Genomic DNA, 20,703 nt, shown 5'->3' with positions numbered 1-20,703 from the left:
TGTCACCGAACCGAACGTTCAATCCCGAAAATTGCGGAATTGTAATGGCAATTCTGTAATACCGCCTTTCACTAGCTGAATTACTTCCTGTAAAACATCACGTTTTGCACCAGTTACCCGTACAACCTCACCTTGAATGCTCGCCTGGACTTTAAGTTTGCTATCCTTGATCAGCTTGACAATTTTTCTGGCCAGATCGCTTTCCACTCCGGTTTTAACCGTAATTTTTTGCTTTACCTTGTTACCGCTTATTTTCTCAACCTGCCCCTTATCCAGACAGCGCACATCAATCTCTCGCTTGGTAAATTTGGCTATCAGAATATCCATCACTTGACCGAGTTTGAATTCATCATCCGCAAAAAGATAAAGCTCATAGTCGGTCTGCTCGGCACGTGCATCCGAGCCCTTGAAATCAAAACGGGCAGAAACTTCCTTGTTAAGCTGATCAACCGCGTTACGAATTTCTTGTTTATCAACTTCAGAAACGATATCAAATGAAGGCATAACTTCTCCTGGTCAGACTGAAGGATTGAAGAACTGAATACCATATTATAAGCCTTGCATCCAGCTTCAGTAACACTCTGGAACTCTTGATAAAGCAGGCAGTGCCCTGGTTACCAGTGTAGATAAAACATGGCTTTCGCCAGGATGACAATTGTCAGTACGTGGCAGAAGATGCTCAGGTGTAAGCGCTGTGAACGCCGCCTGTTCAGCAGACCGCGCTTCCGCCATATCATGGCTGTCACGAAATGACCGAAAACGCTGATTGCCAAGATGATCTTGATACTCAATAACAGTCCAAAACTGCTGGCCAGAGGCTGTGCCAGGGTCGCCTGATGTTGCCAGGCCATCCCTATTCCGGCGGAATACAGTACCAGAAGTACCCAGGGCATGATCCTGACAGCACGGTTACCAATAGCGCGTTCAACCTCACGCATGATTTCGTGCGGCAGGTGCTTGCGTATACCTTCGATCATGACGACTTCAAAAAATACTGTTCCCGCAAAAGCGATCGCAGCCAGCAAATGCAGCGTTATCAACAAGCCATAACTCATTGCATGAATCCTCTTGGTTGAATATTCATACGTTCAACGATCAGTGAGGCTGTGCCGGAATATTTCCCGGCTTGATCACCGGAGGCGATTGATCTGCACGCGGCCGGATCAACATTGGAAGAAAACGCCAGAGGTAAAGTACAAAGGCCGATATCCAGATCGCAGACGAACCATGCAACAGGCCTGGCACGTAAGCAGTTGGCAACAGCGCCGCCAGTCGCAGTACAGCAGCCGTGATAATTAACATATACAAAATGACCATGCTGCGATCAGTACGTAATGGCCGCCCCAGGTGACCCAATGCAGTACGGGTAACCATGCCGATAATCAGTATCGCAAAGCCTGCCACGCCGATTACATGCACTGGCCAGGCAGCACGGGAGATCCAGCCTGCAGAATAAGCGGCTGCAACCAGCAAACCAATACCCAGCCCGGCGTATCCAGTATAAAGAATCCACAATAATGGCACCTGTCGAACGGCCCACGGCTTCCAGGCAAGCAGTTGCCACAGAGCAAGAGTCCCGGCGGCTGCCAGCGCGATTGCCGCTGCCGAGGTCCACCCTAACAGCAAGAACACAATGGCGAAAATGCTCGCTGCAAGTTGCCATTGACCACTGCCGGTAAGCATCGGGATCGTCAAACCCTGCACTGCCCGCATAGCGAAAAATGGAATCACCCGGCGTGCAATCAACAGTGCGATCACTGCCATGCACAGCAGGCCGGCATGAAAACTCTCCATCAACAAAGCATAATCCCCTGCCTGTATAAACCACAGAAACAGGCCATCAGCCACACCTAGCCCCAGCACAAGCAGTGGTATACCGTAATTACGCTGGCTGCGTTTTTGATAAATAACTCGGCCCAACGCCAGTGCCGCTATGCCGAAAAACAGCAGCTCACAAAGTGTTGCGATACCAAATGCTATCGATCCCGGCATCAAAAAACCAGCTCGCGCCACAATCCACAACAGTGTCAACCCGCCTAGCGCACGACCGTGCAACGGATTGATGCCAGTCCAATTAGCACTAGCGGTCAGCAGGAATCCTACTGCAATAGTGGCGACGAACCCCCACAGCATTTCATGTGCGTGCCAGAGCATACCAGCTAACACACCCGTCAGCCATTGGGGTGCATATATCCATAGTGCTACCGAAATAGCTGCCCAGAAACAGCCTGCAATATACAGTGGCCGAAAGCCCAGGCTGAGGAAAGCAGCCCATTGCGGCGCTGGCAGCTGCTTCCTGATTTGTGATGACTCAACCATGAGACAACCCCACAGGCATCACCTCAGGATGATGACTGATCTGATAACCCATCCACAGACTGCGGGCGATGCGATCAGCCATCATACAAATCTGTTCAGCCATGGCCTGATTCGATTGTTCAGCAGCGGTTTTATGGAACAGCTTGAGCCAGCGCTGAAACAGCTCTGCATTCAGATCAGGCAGGGCTATATGTTTGGGCATTGGCGTACCACTAAAACGATCAGTACCGCGCAAAATAGATGACCAAAAATCCACCATTCTGGTCAGATGGAGGCTCCAGTCATCAATATGTGCGTCGAAAATGGGACCAAGTGCTTCATCATCCCGTACCCGGGTATAAAAAGCGTGGATCAGGCGTGTGATATCTTCCTCAGTACACAACGTAGGATCAGGCATGAATACTTCTCCTGAGCAGAGTATTTATAAGATTGATTTTGAGTGTATCTTATATTTGAGTACCTCAGCAAGCCAGACCATCAGTAATCCTCATCAAGGTTTTCCTTGGCCCGTGACACTGTTGCAACGCATCAATCATGACGAAATACAGTGGTTTTTCAGAGATTTCTCAAGTATTGCCTGCTGACTTGTCATGATACGATTCTGAATCAGGAGCAATCCAGTCAAGGCCACTTGCTGTCTATCAGGTATCCTTTAAAAGTATTAGTGAGGCAGTCAGCAAGGCAACCACAGGTGATGCAAGCAAAGCGCAGCGAACAGCCGTGAGGCCGGCCCGTAGGGTGAGGCGCTTACGCCGAGCAAATACAGTTTACAAGCAACAAATAAGTATTTTGAGCCTGTTTTTAACGCAGTGATGGCAACGTAGACAGTTTTTCAGAGGATTCCCAGGAAAACTGGTAGCATCAAAATTATCTTTTGGCAGATAAAGAAACCCGGGAAGTTTTCAAGGTTTACAATCCTGCTCATTGTCTCTGTCTCGCGGAAAAAATTATGCAGAAAAAAATTCATCTCATTGCTGGTGCACGCCCTAATTTTATGAAAATTGCGCCAATTGTCCGCACTTTGCAGCAGCAGGATAAATTGGCCTACAAGATTGTTCACACCGGTCAGCATTACGACCGGGCAATGAACGATGTTTTTTTCGAGGAGCTGGGCATCCCGCAACCAGATATCTTTATGGCAGCCGGCGGTGGCAGCCATTCACAGCAAACAGCAAAAATAATGATCGCCTTCGAGGAATATTGCTTGGCAGAGCAACCAGATGCGGTACTGGTTGTCGGCGATGTCAATTCAACCCTGGCCTGTTCGATCGTCGCCAAGAAACTGCACATTCCGGTTGCGCATGTCGAGGCAGGGTTGCGCAGCGGCGATATGTGCATGCCGGAAGAAATTAATCGCTTGGTGACAGATAGTATTACCGACTGGTTTTTTGTGACCGAGCCGAGTGGACAACAGCATTTGTTACGAGAAGGAAAACCGGCCTCAGCCATTCATTATGTCGGCCATGTTATGGTGGATAATCTGTTCTACCAAGTCGAACAGCTTGTCCGAGTAGACACTTCCGGATTTGAGACCAATCCACTTAAAACGTCACTGAAAGATCGCCCGTATGGCGTTGTCACCATGCACCGACCAAGCAATGTAGACTACCCTGAAACGCTGCAACGTATCAGCCAGGCATTGCAACAGATTGCCAAACAGCTTCCGCTCATCTTTCCGGCCCATCCGCGCACACAAAACAATCTGAAAAAATTTAATATCGATCTGGGACCCAACATTACACTGATCGGCCCACAGGCTTACATGCCCTTTCTTCATCTCTGGAAGGATGCCACCGTTGTTCTGACTGATAGTGGCGGTTTGCAGGAAGAAACTACCGCCCTGGGAATTCCCTGTGTCACCATCCGGGAAAATACCGAACGGCCAGTCACGGTGGATGAAGGTACCAACACACTGGCAGGAACCGATCCAGTACGAATACAGTCTGCGGTGGACAACATTTTACAAGGACGCGGCAAGCAGGGACGCCGGCCGAATTTATGGGATGGCAATGCTGCACGGCGTATCGTGGAAATACTGACCAGAGAATTGGATCGCCCCTGAATTCAAAATTTCGAATGGTCAGCAAAAATCTGCCCTATTCTTCATAACCAATCTGATGCAAGCATGAAACATTCCCTTACCCCAGTCATTCTTTCCGGTGGCTCAGGCACACGGCTATGGCCACTTTCGCGCCAGCAATATCCCAAGCAATTACTGCCGCTGGTTGATCAGCATTCCCTGCTGCAGGAAACCGTGCGCCGCCTGGATGGGCTGGATGATATCGTTATTCAACCGCCCATCATTGTGTGCAACGAGGAGTACCGTTTTGTGATTGCAGAGCAGCTTCGGCTTATCGGCAAAACTGGCAAGATCATTCTTGAACCATTCGGGCGGAATACCGCGCCTGCTCTGACGATCGCGGCATTGGCTGCTATACAGGAAGGGAATGATCCGATCTTGCTGGTAATGCCATCTGACCATGTCATCACAGATATAGCTGCCTTTCAGACGGCTGTTCACAAGGGTATGCTGCTTGCTGAAAGCGGTATGTTGGTTACTTTTGGTATCACGCCTGATACGCCGGAAACCGGTTATGGCTATATTCAGTACGGTACTGCACTACACGAGCCGGATACTTTCCAGATCTCCCGCTTTGTTGAAAAACCAGATCTGGTCACGGCACAGAATTATCTGCAAGAAGGTTCCTATTTATGGAACAGCGGCATGTTCATGATGCGCACATCTGTCTGGCTTGCTGCCATTGATACCTGCCGTCAAAATATTCTGAATGCCTGTCGCGCTGCATGGCAGCCGGAATCAGTAGATGGTGATTTTTACCGGATTGATAAAACTGCCTTTGCTGCCTGCCCCGGCGATTCAATTGATTATGCCGTGATGGAATCACTTTCCACTCATCCGGATACCTTGCCGCCAGGCGCAATCATTCCGCTTTCAGCCGGATGGTCGGATATCGGCGCGTGGGATGCGTTGTGGCACACCCTGCCAAAGGATGAATCAGGCAACGTCGTACGCGGCGATGTGTTATTGCAAGAGTGTCATGACACTCTTGCATTCTCCGAGCATCGACTGGTTGCTTGTATCGGCGTAAATAACGTAGTCATTGTGGAAACTTCTGACGCAATTCTGGTTGCACATCAGGACAAAACACAGGAAGTCAAACATATCGTTGACACCCTACGGCAGAAAAACCGGCCGGAAACCCGCTCACATCGCAAAATATACCGCCCATGGGGCTGGTACGATTCGATCGATACAGGTGAACGCTTCCAGGTCAAGCGCATTGTTGTCAACCCTGGCGCCGCATTATCATTACAAATGCACCATCACCGCGCCGAACACTGGATTGTGGTGCGTGGAACCGCACAGGTTACCCGGGCAGACAAAACCTTTCTGGTCAGTGAAAATGAATCCACTTTTATTCCGCTGGGGACACCGCACCGGCTGGAAAACCCAGGACGAGTGCCGCTGGAAATGATTGAAGTCCAGTCCGGTTCCTATCTGGGAGAAGATGATATCGTCCGGTTTGAGGATAAATACGGCAGAAAGGAAAGTTAACAGGCTCGAGCCAGACTGATACAGCCCGCGATCAGACAAAGCCACCCAGGAAATTGCTCTGGCAGTCAAGTATAATGCCGTTTTCAAAGACTTTATTTAAAGGAGAAAAAGCATGCCGATCTATGAGTATGCCTGCCATGCATGTGGATTGGAAAAGGAGTATCTACAGAAAATGAGTGATGCTCCGATCGCAAAGTGCCCTTCCTGCGGCAGCACTGATTATGTCAAGAAAGTTTCTGCTGCAGGTTTCCAGCTGAAGGGAACTGGATGGTATGTAACAGATTTCAGAAACAAGAATACTGGCAGACCGGATTCAAAACCAAAAGAGGAATCCGGCACGGAAACTACCAGCACCGATAAGACTGCTGCAAATACCGCGGCGACAACACCGACCACAACCACCGTGCCGTCTGCGCCTGCTACAGACTAGCAGGATTTTTACACAGCAAGGTTATCTGAACCGTTTTTTCATTCAATCAACATTAACGTCACTTATGCGTACTGACTATTGCGGCGCCATCAACACACGTCATCTGGGTAGAACAATTACTTTATGCGGCTGGGTACATCGCCGGCGTGATCATGGTGGGGTTATTTTTATTGACCTGCGCGACCGCGAGGGAATCGTTCAGATTGTTTGTGATCCTGATAATGTTGCAGCTTTCCCGATTGCAGAAAAAATCCGTAATGAATTTGTGCTGGAAATTACCGGCCTGGTACGCCATCGTCCCGAGGGGACAGTCAACCGGGGGATTCCCAGCGGGGAAATCGAAGTATTGGTCAGCACTATCGAAATTTTAAATCCTTCGCTCACTCCCCCGTTCCAGATGGATGATGACAATCTGAGCGAAGCGATACGATTGGAATACCGTTATCTGGATTTGCGCCGCCCGGCGATGCAACACAACATCCGGTTGCGGCACAAGGTCACCATGGCGACACGCGTATTCCTGGATCAGCACGGCTTTATCGACGTGGAAACGCCAATGCTGACCAAATCCACGCCGGAAGGCGCGCGTGATTATCTGGTACCTTCGCGCGTCAACGTTGGTTGTTTTTTTGCACTGCCACAATCTCCGCAACTGTTCAAGCAGCTACTGATGGTGTCCGGGTTCGATCGCTACTATCAGATTACCCGCTGCTTCCGGGACGAAGATCTGCGTGCAGACCGCCAGCCAGAATTTACCCAGATTGATATTGAAACCTCTTTTCTGCAAGAAAATGACATCATGGATCTGATGGAGGACATGATCCGCCGCCTGTTTGCTGATGTGATCAATGTCAGCTTGCCCGACCCCTTCCCCCGGATCAGTTATGCTGACGCCATGTTCCGCTACGGATCAGACAAGCCAGATCTGCGGGTGTCACTGGAACTGACAGAGCTGACTGATCTGATGCAGGACGTACCTTTCCAGGTATTCCGCGATGCTGCACAAAAACCGGGTGGGCGAGTCGCCGCACTACGTGTTCCTGGCGGTGGGGAGCTGTCCCGCAAGGAGATCGATGAGTACACCCGGTTTGTCGGCATTTACGGAGCAAAAGGTCTGGCCTATATCAAGATTAATGACCTGACCAAAGGTATGGAGGGATTGCAATCCCCTATCCTGAAATTCCTGCCCGAGCCTGTCGTGCAATCGATGCTCGAACGCACTCAGGCACAGAATGGTGATCTGGTATTTTTTGGTGCGGACAAGGTCAAAACTGTTAACGATGCCTTGGGCGCATTACGGGTCAAAATCGGGCATGAACGCGGTCTGGCCACAAATTTGTGGCAACCTTTGTGGGTCGTGGATTTCCCAATGTTCGAGTGGGACGAAGAAGAAAAACGCTGGCAGGCCTTACATCACCCCTTCACCGCTCCCAGCCAGGGGCATGAGGATTTCCTGGCAACCGATCCGGGCAAGGCACTTTCCAGGGCATATGACATGGTATTGAACGGCATGGAAATTGGCGGTGGGTCAATCCGTATTCACCGGCAGGATGTACAAAGCAAGGTATTCCAGGCATTGAACATAGCGGATGACGAAGCAAAACTGAAATTCGGCTTTCTGCTGGATGCCCTGCAATACGGCGCCCCACCGCATGGCGGCATAGCCTTTGGTCTTGATCGTATCGTTGCCATGATGACCGGTACAGATTCTATCCGCGATGTGATTGCTTTCCCCAAAACACAACGCGCTCAATGTCTGCTGACGCAGGCACCCAGTACCGTCGAGGAGAAACAATTGCGGGAGCTGCATATCCGTCTGCGAAAGACCGATATCACAACCGATTAGCTGGATTTGTCTGTTGCAAGTCTACAAAATACCCATATCTGTTCTGGTCGTTATCCACACGGTCGATCTGCGGGTGTTGCTGTTGGAACGCGCTGACCACCCCGGTTACTGGCAGTCTGTTACAGGCAGCCAGAATCCGGGAGAAACACTGCAGCAGACTGCTGCGCGTGAAGTTAGAGAGGAAACCGGCCTGAATACTGCCAATTACATCCTCCGCAACTGGGAAATACAAAATCACTATAAACTTTTTGAAGAATGGCGTTGGCGCTACCCGCCGGGAATAACACACAATACCGAGCACATGTTTGGACTAGAGCTGCCGGAAACGATACCGGTTGTCATTTCTCCGCGTGAGCACTTGGGATATATCTGGCTGCCGTGGCAAGAAGCGGCTGACAAGGTCTTTTCTCCCAGTAACGCGCAGGCGATCCGCATACTGGCAAGTGAGCGAAAATCAAAGAAATTCCCGATCAATAGAACTCAAGACGAGACATAGAAAAAAATGGAGTACGGCCGGGCCGAAGCGCGTGACGATAACAGATACCAGAATCCGATTGTCTTCTGGTAGGCGCGATTGGACTCGAACCAACGACCCCCACCATGTCAAGGTGGTGCTCTAACCAGCTGAGCTACGCGCCTGAAGAAAAAAGATTCTAACTGAAACAACGATCCGCTTCAAATTTATTGACGACTTCCATTATCAACAATAAATAATCCCGGGAGTTTCCGGGTATTTACCTGTTAAAATACGCCAGAATTTCAATAAAACGAAATATTATGAGTTGTCTGTTTGTAATCAGCGCACCCTCTGGTGCCGGTAAAACCAGTGTAATCCGTACTTTGCTGCAAACGGATATCAATGTAACCCTCTCAGTTTCCTATACCACACGCCCCCCCAGGCGGGATGAAGAGAACGGTCGTGATTACTTTTTTGTTGATCACGCAACTTTCAGGGAAATGCAGGCACATGGTGAATTCCTGGAAAGCGCCGAGGTATATGGCAATTTTTATGGCACCTCACGCAAGTGGATAGAAGAAACCATGGTGGCGGAACAGGATGTCCTGCTGGAAATAGATTGTCAGGGGGCGCAACAGGTGCGCGAACTCTACCCGCAGGCTGCTTCCATATTTATTCTGCCTCCATCCATGGAAACATTAAAAAACCGTCTGGAGCAACGCGGCCTGGATGAAAGCAAGACCATTGAACGGCGGTTGTCGGCCGCGTGCAGCGAGACCAGCCATCTCAATAGATTTGACTATGTCGTTGTTAATCACGAACTGGAGACAGCAGCACAGGAAATCTCCTGCATTATTCGGGCTGAACGGCTGAAAACAATCCGTCAGCTTGTCAGGCAGCGCGCTCTGCTTGCTGAATTTTCCTGATCAGCCTTACGTTTTTTACATTTTTGTAAATTTTTACTGGAGTTATCCATCATGGCACGCATTACCGTAGAAGATTGTCTGAAAGTGATCCCGAACCGTTTTAATATGACACTGGCAGCGACCGTGCGGGCAAGGCAGATATCAGTTGGTTCCACGCCAATGATTGATGCCGGACGCGACAAGCCGATCGTTATTGCCTTGCGCGAGCTAGCACAGAAAAAATACAACGAAGACATACTTAATACAATACGTTAATCAGACAGCACGATATCCACCAGCGGATACTGCTGTAACCTGCCTCACAGCTCCCCGCCACATACAAATAAAATCGGTACTACCTGATTGATTCCCTGCTTGAAGACAGCCCCTCTTCTGGCGACATCTGCACCCGTAACTGAATCTCGTTATAAAACGGCGTTATAATCGTTTTTTTAGCCAAATACAAAAAATATGACCACGATAGTATCAGTCCGGCGCGGCCGGCAAGTAGCATTGGGTGGAGATGGCCAGGTCACGCTTGGTGCAGTCGTTGCTAAAGCCAGTGCACGCAAGGTACGCAGGCTTTATCACGACAAGGTTCTTGCGGGATTTGCAGGCGGCACGGCCGATGCATTCACGCTATTTGAACGCTTTGAAGCCAAACTGGAAAAACATCAGGGACATCTCTTGCGCTCTGCAGTCGAACTTGCCAAGGACTGGCGTACTGACCGTATCCTGCGTCGCCTGGAAGCGATGCTGGTAGTGGCCGATCATGAAGCCACTCTCATCATCACAGGAGCAGGCGACGTCATTGAACCGGAACAAGGGCTAGCGGCTATCGGTAGTGGTGGCGCCTATGCGCAGGCGGCTGCACGTGCACTGCTGGAAAATACTAATCTGGGCCCTGCCGAGACCGTTGCCAAGGCGCTGACCATCGCCGGTGATATCTGCATCTATACCAATCAGGTGCATGTCATTGAGCAGCTCGATTAACACCAGGAATTAATCCAAGCCAGGAAAACCTATCATGTCACATATGACGCCACAGGAAATTGTCTACGAACTGGACAAACATATCATCGGGCAGGAAGCTGCTAAACGATCCGTCGCCATTGCATTGAGAAATCGCTGGCGCAGGCAACAAGTGGATGAGCCACTGCGCCACGAAATCACCCCTAAAAATATCCTCATGATCGGCCCAACCGGTGTCGGCAAAACTGAAATTGCCAGGCGACTTGCCAGGCTGGCTGATGCGCCTTTCATCAAGATCGAGGCAACCAAGTTTACCGAGGTGGGTTATGTCGGTCGGGATGTCGATTCTATTATTCGCGACCTGGTGGAGTCTGCCATTAAACAGGCTCGCGAGCACGAGATCAGGAAGAATAAGCCTCTGGCTGAAGATCGCGCAGAGGAGCGGATACTTGACGCCCTGCTACCATCGGCACGTGATCCAGGCTTTGATGCCAACCCTAGCGAAGAAAATAGCGCAACCCGCCAGAAATTCCGCAAGAAACTGCGCGAAGGTGAGCTTGACGACAAGGAAATCGATATCGAAATTACCATGTCACAAGCCAGCATGGAAATTTTTGCCCCGCCAGGCATGGAAGAACTAACTTCCCAGATTCAGGGTATGTTTCAGAACATGGGTGCCAGCAAGAAAAAGTCACGCAAGTTGCGTATCCGTGAAGCCAGAAAACTACTGACTGAAGAAGAAGCCGCCCGCCTGATCAATGATGAGGAATTGAAACTGAATGCGGTGCAGAATGTTGAGCAAAACGGCATCGTGTTTCTTGATGAAATTGACAAGATTACCAGCCGCTCAGAAGTATCCAGTTCCGATATTTCACGCCAGGGTGTTCAGCGCGATTTGCTGCCGCTGGTAGAGGGCACGACCATTTCCACAAAGTACGGCATGATCCGTACCGACCACATCCTGTTTATCGCCAGCGGGGCTTTTCATCTGGCCAAACCATCGGATCTAATCCCCGAACTCCAGGGACGTTTCCCCATTCGGGTGGAACTGGACAGCCTCAGCGCGGATGATTTCAAGCAAATTCTCACCAACACCGATGCCTGCCTGATTCGCCAGTATCAGGCACTACTGAAAACAGAGGGGATTGAACTGAATTTTTCAGAAGACGCTATCGAGCGACTGGCCGAGATTGCCTTTTCGGTCAATGAAATAACCGAGAACATTGGCGCCAGAAGGCTACATACCGTGATGGAAAAATTGCTGGAAGACATTTCATTCAATGCCACTCGCTACAGCGGAAGCACACATGTCATTGATGCTGCGTATGTTGATGAACGTCTTGGCAAACTCTCGCAGAGCGAAGATCTGGCTCGCTACGTACTGTAACCATTTTCAATGCGCAACGTTGTCATTCTGAGTGGCACAAGAACCGCAATCGGTGATTACGGCAGCGCACTGAAGGATCTGGCGCCCACCACGCTGGCCGCCATCACGATTAAAGAGGCCATCGCCCGTGCCGATATAGATCCTGCAAGCATCGGACACCTGTTTGCCGGGCATGTTATCCCCACTGAAGCACGGGATATGTATCTGGCACGCGTGGCGGCGCTGGAAGCTGGTCTGCCACAGCATGTAGCGGCACTTACTCTGAACCGGGTTTGCGGCAGTGGATTGCAGGCGATTATCTCTGCTGCGCAGGCGGTGCAGTTGGGAGATACCGATGTGGCTATTGCTGCCGGCGTTGAGTCGATGAGCCGTGGCGGGTATCTGTTGCCCGCACTGCGCTGGGGACAGCGTATGCATGACAGTATCGCAACCGACATGATGGTAGGCGCCCTGACCGATCCGTTTGATCAGGTGCACATGGGGATCACCGCTGAACACATCGCTAAAAAATGGCGTATTACCCGCGAGCAGCAAGATCAGTTTGCCCTGGAAAGCCATCAGCGTACTATTCACGCTATTCATAGCGGCTATTTCCGGGAACAGATCGTGCCGGTTGAGGTTTCCAGTCGTAAAGGTACGGTAATATTCGATACAGACCAGCATCCACGCGACAACATCAGTATGGAAACACTGGGAAAACTGCCCCCGGTTTTCCGGGAAAACGGCACAGTCACGGCCGGTAATGCATCCGGCATCAATGATGGTGCGGCCGCACTGGTGCTGATGGAAGAACATGCAGCCACACAAAACAATCATCAACCGATGGCACGTCTGGTTGCTTACGGCCATGCAGGAGTAGATCCACGTTATATGGGAATCGGCCCGGTACCAGCGGTTAAGCAAGCGCTGAATCGTGCCGGATTGAAGCTGACTGATATAGATGTAATCGAGTCCAATGAAGCCTTTGCCGTCCAGGCATGTGCGGTTGCCCGGGAACTGGGTTTCGATCCGGATAGAACCAACCCGAACGGCGGTGCCGTGGCACTGGGGCATCCGATTGGTGCATCCGGTTGTATACTGACGATCAAAGCCATTTATGAGCTGCAGCGCATAAATGGCCGCCATGCACTGGTTACCCTGTGCATCGGTGGTGGACAGGGAATCGCTGCAATTTTTGAAAAATACTGATCCGGCTGCCTATCTTATGGAGAAAGATATGTCCACACTGACCCGATCCCCTGCTTGGCAAGCATTGAGCACGCATCAGCCGGATATGGCAAACCGCTCGCTACGCACCCTGTTTAGCGAAGACCCACATCGGTTCGACAAATTCTCGCTGCAATTTAAGGATATTTTGCTTGACTACAGCAAACAGCCGGTTGATGAAACGACAATTCGTTTATTGCTGGCACTGGCCAGACAGCAAAATCTGGCCGACTGGATGGCTCGCATGGCCAACGGCGACAAGATCAACTCTACTGAAAACCGGGCAGCATTGCACATCGCCTTGCGTGCCAATACACCTGTTTTTACAGATGGCGTGGATGTCACACAGGAGGTTAAACGCGTTTTACAGCAGATCGAACGGTTTACCGGAAAAATTCACAACAGCACGCACCGGGGCTATTCCGGCCTGCCAATTACCGATGTGGTCAATATCGGTATCGGCGGCTCCGATCTCGGTCCGGTGATGGCAACCGAAGCACTTAAGCCTTATCATGTGCCGCAACTGCAGGTTCATTGCGTTTCCAACCTTGACGGCGCGCATCTTTCCAGCATATTGCAGCCCCTTAATCCTGCCACAACCCTGTTCATCATCGCCTCCAAAACCTTCACCACCCAGGAAACACTCACCAACGCCCATTCCGCGCGGGAATGGTTTTTGGCCAGCGGAGGCAGTGAACAGGATATTGCAGCACATTTCGTCGCCGTTTCCACTAACCGCGCAGCTGTCAGCCAGTTTGGTATCGATCCGGACAATATGTTTGAATTCTGGGATTGGGTCGGCGGGCGTTATTCATTATGGTCAGCCATCGGCCTGCCAATTGCATTGGCAGTAGGAATGGACAATTTCCGTTTACTGCTAGCCGGAGCGCAGAAAATGGATGAACACTTCCTGACCACGCCTTTTGAGAAAAACTTGCCGGTTATGCTGGGATTGATTGCAGTCTGGCAAATCAATTTTTTTCATGTAACCAATCAGGCAATCCTGCCCTACGATCAATCCATGCACCGTTTTCCAGCTTATTTACAGCAACTGGAAATGGAAAGCTGTGGCAAACGTGTCACTCGTACCGGGGAAGCAGTTGACTACAGCACTGGTGCGGTGATCTGGGGCGAACCCGGTACCAACGGCCAGCATGCTTTTTATCAATTGCTGCATCAGGGCACGCAGAAATTTACAGCTGATTTTCTGGCACCGTGCCAATGCCAGCATTCGCTGCCCGAGCATCACCCTATGTTACTGGCGAATTTCTTTGCTCAAACCGAAGCACTGATGCGCGGAAAAAATGAACAGGAAGTCAGAGCCGAACTGATAAATCAAAATCTGTCTGTCGAAGCGATAGAACGCTTGCTTCCTCATCGCGTGTTTCCAGGCAATCGAGCTACCACCTCGATTTTGTTCAAAAAACTCGATCCAGCAACCCTTGGCATGTTGATCGCACTCTATGAGCACAAAGTATTCGTGCAAAGTGTGATCTGGGAAATCAATCCATTCGATCAGTGGGGAGTAGAACTCGGCAAGCAACTGGCGGGAAAAATCCTGGCTGAATTGGCTGCAGATAAACCGGTAACCGGGCACGATGCATCAACCAACAACCTGATCGATTTTTATAGAACACAACAATAAATCAGAACATATATCAAGCCATGCCTTCCTCTTCCCCTCGCAAAAATATACGGGTGTTATTTGTCACCCCGGAAGTTTTTCCATTATGCAAAACTGGCGGGTTGGGTGATGTCAGTGCCGCATTGCCTGTCGCATTGCGTGCATTGAAAATGGATGCTCGCCTGCTCTTACCCGGTTATCCAGCGGTACTGGCCGGACTGAAATCCAGACGCAAAGTGGCTACATTTGATCTGCAACCCCATTTCCCACCCGCCACACTACTTTCTTCCCGGTTACAGATTAACGAATCTGTCAGTGTGCCTTTATACGTTATCCATTGCCCAGCGCTTTATCAGCGTACAGGCGGAATTTATCTGGATGATACCGGGCAGGACTGGCCGGATAATGCACAGCGCTTCGGCTTATTATCAAAAATTGGCGCGCTTCTCGCCAGTGATGCCAGTCCGCTTGCCTGGGTACCAGATATCGTTCATTGTAACGACTGGCAAAGCGGATTGACGCCAGCCTATCTTCATTTCCATTCGGGAAAAAAAGCAGCCAGCCTGATAACGCTGCACAACCTGGCTTTTCAGGGTAACTTTCCGTCTGATGAGGTAGCAAAACTGGGTCTACCGGATGAAAGTTTCAGCATGCACGGCGCTGAATTTTATGGCAACCTGTCATTCCTCAAGGCAGGAATCTATTACGCCGACCATATTTCTACAGTTAGCCCTGGCTATGCCCGGGAAATCCAGCAGGAACCACTGGGATTCGGTTTGCAGGGGCTGTTGGCTAAGCGCAGCGACGATATTACCGGGATAGTCAATGGAATCGATACCGCCATCTGGAACCCGGCAACCGATCCATATCTTGTGAAAAAATATACCAGCAGGAATCTGTCGGCAAAAGCCGCCAATAAACTTGCCTTGCAGCAGACAATGGGGCTGGAAAATAACCAGGCGATTCCATTATTTGGAACCGTTAGTCGTCTCACACACCAGAAAGGCAGCGATATCATGCTGCAGGTAGCGCCCATGCTGGCTGATCTACCTGCCCAGTTAGCACTGCTGGGAAGTGGAGATGCACTGTTGGAACAACAACTGGCTGCCCTGGCACAAGCTTTCCCTACAAAAATAGCAGTCCGTATTGGTTATGACGAAGCCTTGTCACACCTAATCAATGCCGGCACGGATTGCTTTCTGATGCCTTCTCGTTTTGAGCCGTGTGGCTTGAATCAGATGTACAGCCAGCACTACGGCACCCCTCCCGTTGTACATGCCACTGGTGGACTGATGGATACTGTAGTGGATCTGACTCCTGAAACGCTGGCGGATAAAAGTGCAAGCGGCTTTCACTTTCACGAGATGACTGCTGATTCATTCATGGAAGGAATCAAACGAGCCATTAATGCTTATCACAACACCAGGCTCTGGAAAAACCTGCAGCGTAACGGCATGCAAAAGGATTTTAGCTGGCAGGCATCTGCTTCGGCATATCAATCCATTTATTCGCTGCTCATGCAGAAGAACAGGCCCGCCAGCACTGCGTGAAAGATCAGGATTGACTGAAATCGGATCGACGTCAATGCTATAATTTCGCTGATCTGGCGAACAACGCTGTCAAATTACTCAAGAACATCACTTCTGTGCATCTGATTTTATCCCCCGGGGGAGCAGTTTATTTCCGGCTTGGATCCCATACACCTGGCAATCCTTTATGGACAGCTGTGACGTTTGCGCACAGCGCACCATGCATTTCGATATTCACACATAACATCGTATTTAATCTGTTGGAGGAAGAATGAGTCATACCTTGTATGAAAGCAAAACACCGCGTGTACAACGCTGCGAGCTGGCCGTCCCCGGTTCCCGCCCTGAAATGTTTGAAAAAGCACTGAAAAGCGGAGCGGATTTCATATTTCTGGATCTGGAAGATGCAGTTGCACCGGATGACAAGCTCCAGGCAAGAAAAAATATCATCCAGGCCATCAATGATCTGGATTGGAAAAGCCATGGTGTCACTCTTTCTGTACGTATCAATGGGTTGGATACTCAGTATATGGTGCGCGATGTGGTTGATCTGGTTGAGCAGGCCGGGCACAAGATTGATACGCTGCTGATCCCCAAAGTCGGAGTTTATGAAGATGTCTACATGGTGGAAGCCATGCTCAATCAGCTCGAAATGCAGCAGGGGTTGAAAAACCGGATTGGGGTGGAAGCACTGATTGAAACCGCGCTGGGAATGGCCAATGTTGAAGATATCGCTCGCAAGGGAACTGCGGGACGTCTGGAAGCACTGCATTTTGGCGTAGCTGATTACGCCGCCAGCAATCGTGCCCGCACCACCAATATCGGTGGACTCAACCCGGACTACCCAGGTGATCAATGGCATGCTGCCATCAGCAGAATGACCGTTGCCTGCCGCGCATTTGGTCTGCGGCCGATCGATGGCCCCTTTGGAGACATTCAGGATCCGGAAGGGTTCAAGCTGGCCGCCAGGCGAGCCGCTGCATTGGGTTGTGAAGGAAAATGGGCTATTCATCCTTCCCAGGTTGTGCTGGCTAATGAGGTCTTTACCCCGCCAGCAGCTGAGATTGACAAGGCCAAGCGGATACTGGCGGCAATGAAAGAAGCTGCTGCTCAAGGAAAAGGTGCAGCAGCACTGGATGGCAAGCTGATCGATGCTGCCTCGGAAAGAATGGCAAACAACATCGTCAAAATGGCAGAAGCGATTGCTGCCAAAAGCAAATAAGTATTCAAGGAACCTCTGAAAAATAACTGCACTGAAATCAGACTAAGAATGCTCAGTTACCTGTGTAAATTGTGCTTTTTAGCTGATTTCGCTTTATCTGGCTATCACTCGCACTCTTTTTCAGAGTTTCCCTTAAACCCAACCATTTCATAAAATTCAAGGGAGAAGCTATATTGGATATTCATGAATATCAGGCCAAGGAAATTCTGGCTGAATACGGTATCAAACTGGCTGAAGGCGGATTGGCGTATTCGGTGGAAGAGGCTGTGCAACGCAGCCGGGAAATTGGTAGTAACGTCTGGGTAGTCAAAGCACAAATTCATTCCGGGGCACGTGGCAAGGCAGGTGCTATCAAGATATGCAGATCACACCAGGAAATCGAAACAGCAGCTGAATCCCTGCTGGGCAAGAAACTGGTTACGCATCAAACCGGTCCGACAGGCAAGCTCTGCTCGAAGTTATATATTGAAGCGGGCACAGACATTGCCCGGGAAGTGTATCTCGCGCTCATGATTGATCGCAGCCATGAACGTATCGTCATGGTTGGCTCCGCTCAGGGAGGAATGGACATTGAAACGCTGGCTGTCACAAATCCAGGTGCTATCAAGAAAATTCATATTGAACCGGCTGTCGGTTTGCAGGATTTTCAGGCAAGAACCATGGCTTTTTCCCTGGGATTGGATGGCGAGCTACTCAATCACGCCATCAAAACCATCAGGGGTTGCTATCGTGCCTTGCGTGATCTGGACGCCAATATTCTCGAAATCAATCCGCTGGTTGTCACACGGAATAATGAGCTGATCGCACTGGATGCAAAAATGAGTTTCGATGAAAACGCACTGTTCCGGCGTCACCGGGTTTCTGAGTTGCGCGATAACACACAGATTGATCCGCGCGAAGTTGCAGCAGCAGAGGCCGGCCTCAGTTATGTTGGACTGGATGGAGATATTGGCTGCATGATCAATGGTGCCGGACTTGCCATGGCCACCATGGACATGATCAAACTGGCCGGTGGCGAGCCTGCCAATTTCCTGGATGTGGGTGGTGGCGCCTCCGCCGAGCGGACTGAAAAAGCATTCCGGCTGGTGCTGGCAGACAGCAATGTAAAGGCCATGCTGGTCAACATCTTCGCTGGTATTAACCGCTGTGACTGGATTGCCGAGGGCGTAGTCCAGGCGGTGCGGAATATCGGAACAACTGTTCCTCTGGTTGTACGTTTGTCCGGCACTAATGTGGAAGAAGGCCGCCGCATTATCGCCGATAGCGGTCTGCCCATTATCACCGCAGAAACTCTGGCCGAAGCAGCCGAGAAAGCAGTACACGCACGCAACCAGGTCGTAGCCTGAATAACCGAAACCAGAAAGGGGAACAAAAAGTGGCAATTCTCATTAATGAGCGGACGCGGATCATCGTACAAGGTTTTACCGGCCGGATTGGCACCTTCCACGCTCAGGAAATGATCGATTATGGATCCAATGTGGTAGGAGGCGTAACGCCCGGTAAAGGGGGACAGAAACACCTGGGACTGCCAGTATTCAATACCGTCAGGGAAGCGGTTGAACAGGCTGGTGCGGAAGCCAGTATCGTATTTGTCCCGCCTGCCTTTGCTGCAGATTCCATCATGGAAGCAGCTGATGCAGGAATCAAATATTGTGTCTCCATCACGGATGGTATCCCGACCCAGGACATGATGACCGTCAAGAATTTCCTGCGCCTCTTTCCAAAACAAAACCGGATGGTATTGTCTGGACCTAACTGTTCCGGCACCATCAGTCCAGGGCGTTCCATGCTCGGTATTATGCCAGGGCATATTTACAGCCAGGGGATAGTCGGCGTGGTAGGCCGTTCCGGCACACTCGGCTATGAGGCCGCCGATCAGATGCGGCGACTGAATATCGGGATTTCCACCTCGGTTGGCATTGGTGGAGATCCGATCATCGGTAGCTCACACCGGGATATTCTGGAAAAACTGGAAGAAGATCCGGAAACCAAAATTGCATTGATGATTGGTGAAATCGGCGGCCCGATGGAAGTGGAAGCCGGACTATTCGCCAAAGAAAACATGCGCAAACCTCTGGTTGCCTATATTGCCGGATTAACTGCTCCTTCCGGAAGAAGAATGGGGCATGCCGGAGCAATCATCTCATCAACCGGCGAAAGTGCAGCAGAAAAAGTGGAACAACTGCAAGAACTGGGTGTTACTATCTGCCCGACCCCGTCCATGATGGGGGAAACGGTCGCAAAAGTGCTGGCTGGCCTCTGATTCAGCTTTGGATTCTCCTGTCCCGAGTAAAGAAAATCATCAATAATGATCTTGTTATTAAAATGCCGGAAGAGCATTATTCGCACTAAAATGGATGATTAAGTCATTTCGGGGCTGATTTACTTATACATCAGGAGACAGGAGATATCTTGGCATCCCCACGCGTGGTCACAAAAACTGAATCTGAAGAGCTTTCTCTTCGTCTGGCTGTCCTCATTGATGCTGATAATGCACAGGCTGCTGTCATCGAGGGGCTGCTGGCAGAAATTGCACGGTTCGGTGAAGCCACTGTAAAGCGTATATACGGTGATTTCACTGCTCCTGCCAGCGCTTCCTGGAAAAAAGTATTACAACGACATGCAATCAAGCCCGTTCAACAATTTGCCTATACTACCGGTAAGAATGCAACGGACAGTACCCTTATCATTGATGCAATGGATTTACTCTACACACGCAAATTTGATGGATTCTGTCTGATTACAAGTGATAGCGATTTCACAGGTCTTGCAATGCGGTTGCGTGAAGAGGGGCTCACTGTTTTTGGCTTTGGTGAGAAAAAAACACCTGAAGCATTCCGCAACGCCTGTCACAAATTTATATTTACAGAAATTTTACGTCCAGGCGGCGATACAGAATCTGATATAACCACGCACAAAGCAAGTGATGACTCAAAGAATGCCACTGTTCAGTCAGCCAACAATCAAGCAAAACCAAAACAGGTATTCCCAAAGAAATTTGTGCTCGCTGCACTCGAACAATCAAGTGATGATACCGGATGGGCGCAAATCGGAACCTTTGGGAGCTATCTCACAAAATTGCAACCCGATTTTGACTCCAGACTTTACGGTTATAAAAAGCTCTCGGATCTTGTCAAAGCAAGGATAGATCTTTTCGTGACAGAAGAAAGACAAGCGCCCGGAGCAACCCAAAAGATTTTATATCTTCGTGCAAAATAAAAGAATCCAC

The 20,703-nt window shown here is 50.2% G+C and carries 21 protein-coding genes and 1 tRNA gene; 17 read left to right on the top strand and 5 right to left on the bottom strand.

The genetic code is table 11. The features are described 5' to 3' along the window. Positions 1-18 precede the first annotated feature (18 nt). From ACZ5EJ_RS02670 to ACZ5EJ_RS02655, 4 genes are all read right to left on the bottom strand, one after another. Positions 19-504, bottom strand: coding sequence for a YajQ family cyclic di-GMP-binding protein (locus tag ACZ5EJ_RS02670; RefSeq protein ID WP_011633736.1), 486 nt, complete (start codon positions 502-504; stop codon positions 19-21). A 110-nt stretch (positions 505-614) separates the two neighbouring features. Further along, positions 615-1,055: a CopD family copper resistance protein gene (locus tag ACZ5EJ_RS02665; protein ID WP_074455472.1), complete on the bottom strand. Its 441-nt coding sequence runs from the start codon at positions 1,053-1,055 to the stop codon at positions 615-617. 40 nt (positions 1,056-1,095) lie between these two features. Then, positions 1,096-2,319, bottom strand: a complete 1,224-nt coding sequence (locus tag ACZ5EJ_RS02660; RefSeq protein WP_011633734.1) for an NnrS family protein — start codon at positions 2,317-2,319, stop codon at positions 1,096-1,098. Next, on the bottom strand, positions 2,312-2,716 hold the full coding sequence (locus tag ACZ5EJ_RS02655) for a group III truncated hemoglobin (protein ID WP_074455471.1): 405 nt from the start codon (positions 2,714-2,716) through the stop codon (positions 2,312-2,314). Before ACZ5EJ_RS02655 ends, ACZ5EJ_RS02660 begins: the two co-directional genes overlap by 8 nt. Between ACZ5EJ_RS02655 and ACZ5EJ_RS02650 the strand changes: the two genes are divergently transcribed. The 6 genes from ACZ5EJ_RS02650 (at position 2,715) to nudB (ending at position 8,668) form a co-directional block, all read left to right on the top strand. After that, complete coding sequence (locus tag ACZ5EJ_RS02650; protein WP_074455470.1) at positions 2,715-2,903, top strand: hypothetical protein; 189 nt, start codon at positions 2,715-2,717, stop codon at positions 2,901-2,903. The two genes, ACZ5EJ_RS02655 and ACZ5EJ_RS02650, sit on opposite strands and share 2 nt — an antisense overlap. A gap of 365 nt (positions 2,904-3,268) precedes the next feature. Beyond that, a complete protein-coding gene (gene wecB / locus ACZ5EJ_RS02645; protein ID WP_074455515.1) occupies positions 3,269-4,381 on the top strand; it encodes a non-hydrolyzing UDP-N-acetylglucosamine 2-epimerase in 1,113 nt (370 codons plus the stop codon). 63 nt (positions 4,382-4,444) lie between these two features. Continuing rightward, complete coding sequence (locus ACZ5EJ_RS02640) at positions 4,445-5,896, top strand: mannose-1-phosphate guanylyltransferase/mannose-6-phosphate isomerase (RefSeq protein WP_074455469.1); 1,452 nt, start codon at positions 4,445-4,447, stop codon at positions 5,894-5,896. Between the two features lie 112 nt (positions 5,897-6,008). Continuing rightward, a complete protein-coding gene (locus ACZ5EJ_RS02635) occupies positions 6,009-6,326 on the top strand; it encodes an FmdB family zinc ribbon protein (protein ID WP_011633730.1) in 318 nt (105 codons plus the stop codon). Between the two features lie 64 nt (positions 6,327-6,390). Continuing rightward, complete coding sequence (gene aspS / locus ACZ5EJ_RS02630) at positions 6,391-8,172, top strand: aspartate--tRNA ligase (RefSeq protein WP_074455468.1); 1,782 nt, start codon at positions 6,391-6,393, stop codon at positions 8,170-8,172. A 13-nt stretch (positions 8,173-8,185) separates the two neighbouring features. Then, positions 8,186-8,668 (top strand): dihydroneopterin triphosphate diphosphatase, encoded by a 483-nt coding sequence (gene nudB, locus ACZ5EJ_RS02625; RefSeq protein WP_011633728.1) that lies wholly within the window; start codon positions 8,186-8,188, stop codon positions 8,666-8,668. Positions 8,669-8,734: 66 nt separating this feature from the next. Here nudB and ACZ5EJ_RS02620 read toward each other — a convergent pair. Then, a tRNA-Val gene (locus tag ACZ5EJ_RS02620) sits at positions 8,735-8,811 on the bottom strand. Between the two features lie 138 nt (positions 8,812-8,949). On the opposite strand from ACZ5EJ_RS02620, the gene gmk reads away from it, so the two are divergent. From gmk to ACZ5EJ_RS02565, 11 genes are all read left to right on the top strand, one after another. After that, positions 8,950-9,555, top strand: coding sequence for a guanylate kinase (gene gmk, locus ACZ5EJ_RS02615; protein ID WP_011633727.1), 606 nt, complete (start codon positions 8,950-8,952; stop codon positions 9,553-9,555). A 51-nt stretch (positions 9,556-9,606) separates the two neighbouring features. After that, a complete protein-coding gene (gene rpoZ, locus ACZ5EJ_RS02610) occupies positions 9,607-9,810 on the top strand; it encodes a DNA-directed RNA polymerase subunit omega (protein WP_074455467.1) in 204 nt (67 codons plus the stop codon). A gap of 195 nt (positions 9,811-10,005) precedes the next feature. Continuing rightward, positions 10,006-10,527, top strand: a complete 522-nt coding sequence (gene hslV, locus ACZ5EJ_RS02605) for an ATP-dependent protease subunit HslV (RefSeq protein WP_011633725.1) — start codon at positions 10,006-10,008, stop codon at positions 10,525-10,527. 34 nt (positions 10,528-10,561) lie between these two features. Continuing rightward, on the top strand, positions 10,562-11,893 hold the full coding sequence (gene hslU / locus ACZ5EJ_RS02600; RefSeq protein WP_074455466.1) for an ATP-dependent protease ATPase subunit HslU: 1,332 nt from the start codon (positions 10,562-10,564) through the stop codon (positions 11,891-11,893). Positions 11,894-11,902: 9 nt separating this feature from the next. Then, positions 11,903-13,081, top strand: a complete 1,179-nt coding sequence (locus tag ACZ5EJ_RS02595; RefSeq protein ID WP_074455465.1) for an acetyl-CoA C-acyltransferase family protein — start codon at positions 11,903-11,905, stop codon at positions 13,079-13,081. 28 nt (positions 13,082-13,109) lie between these two features. Continuing rightward, positions 13,110-14,744 (top strand): glucose-6-phosphate isomerase, encoded by a 1,635-nt coding sequence (gene pgi / locus ACZ5EJ_RS02590; RefSeq protein ID WP_074455514.1) that lies wholly within the window; start codon positions 13,110-13,112, stop codon positions 14,742-14,744. A 20-nt stretch (positions 14,745-14,764) separates the two neighbouring features. After that, positions 14,765-16,273, top strand: coding sequence for a glycogen synthase GlgA (gene glgA / locus ACZ5EJ_RS02585; RefSeq protein ID WP_074455464.1), 1,509 nt, complete (start codon positions 14,765-14,767; stop codon positions 16,271-16,273). A 250-nt stretch (positions 16,274-16,523) separates the two neighbouring features. Continuing rightward, a complete protein-coding gene (locus ACZ5EJ_RS02580; RefSeq protein ID WP_011633720.1) occupies positions 16,524-17,474 on the top strand; it encodes an HpcH/HpaI aldolase/citrate lyase family protein in 951 nt (316 codons plus the stop codon). A 173-nt stretch (positions 17,475-17,647) separates the two neighbouring features. Beyond that, on the top strand, positions 17,648-18,820 hold the full coding sequence (locus ACZ5EJ_RS02575; protein ID WP_011633719.1) for a malate--CoA ligase subunit beta: 1,173 nt from the start codon (positions 17,648-17,650) through the stop codon (positions 18,818-18,820). A gap of 29 nt (positions 18,821-18,849) precedes the next feature. Beyond that, entirely contained in the window at positions 18,850-19,737 is an 888-nt protein-coding gene (sucD, locus tag ACZ5EJ_RS02570; protein WP_011633718.1) for a succinate--CoA ligase subunit alpha, read from the top strand. A 149-nt stretch (positions 19,738-19,886) separates the two neighbouring features. Then, positions 19,887-20,693, top strand: coding sequence for an NYN domain-containing protein (locus ACZ5EJ_RS02565; RefSeq protein ID WP_011633717.1), 807 nt, complete (start codon positions 19,887-19,889; stop codon positions 20,691-20,693). The last annotated feature ends 10 nt before the right edge of the window (positions 20,694-20,703 follow it).

It is taken from the genome of Nitrosomonas sp. TNE100 (genome assembly GCF_055387135.1).
This window is presented reverse-complemented; position numbering and strand designations above follow the sequence as displayed.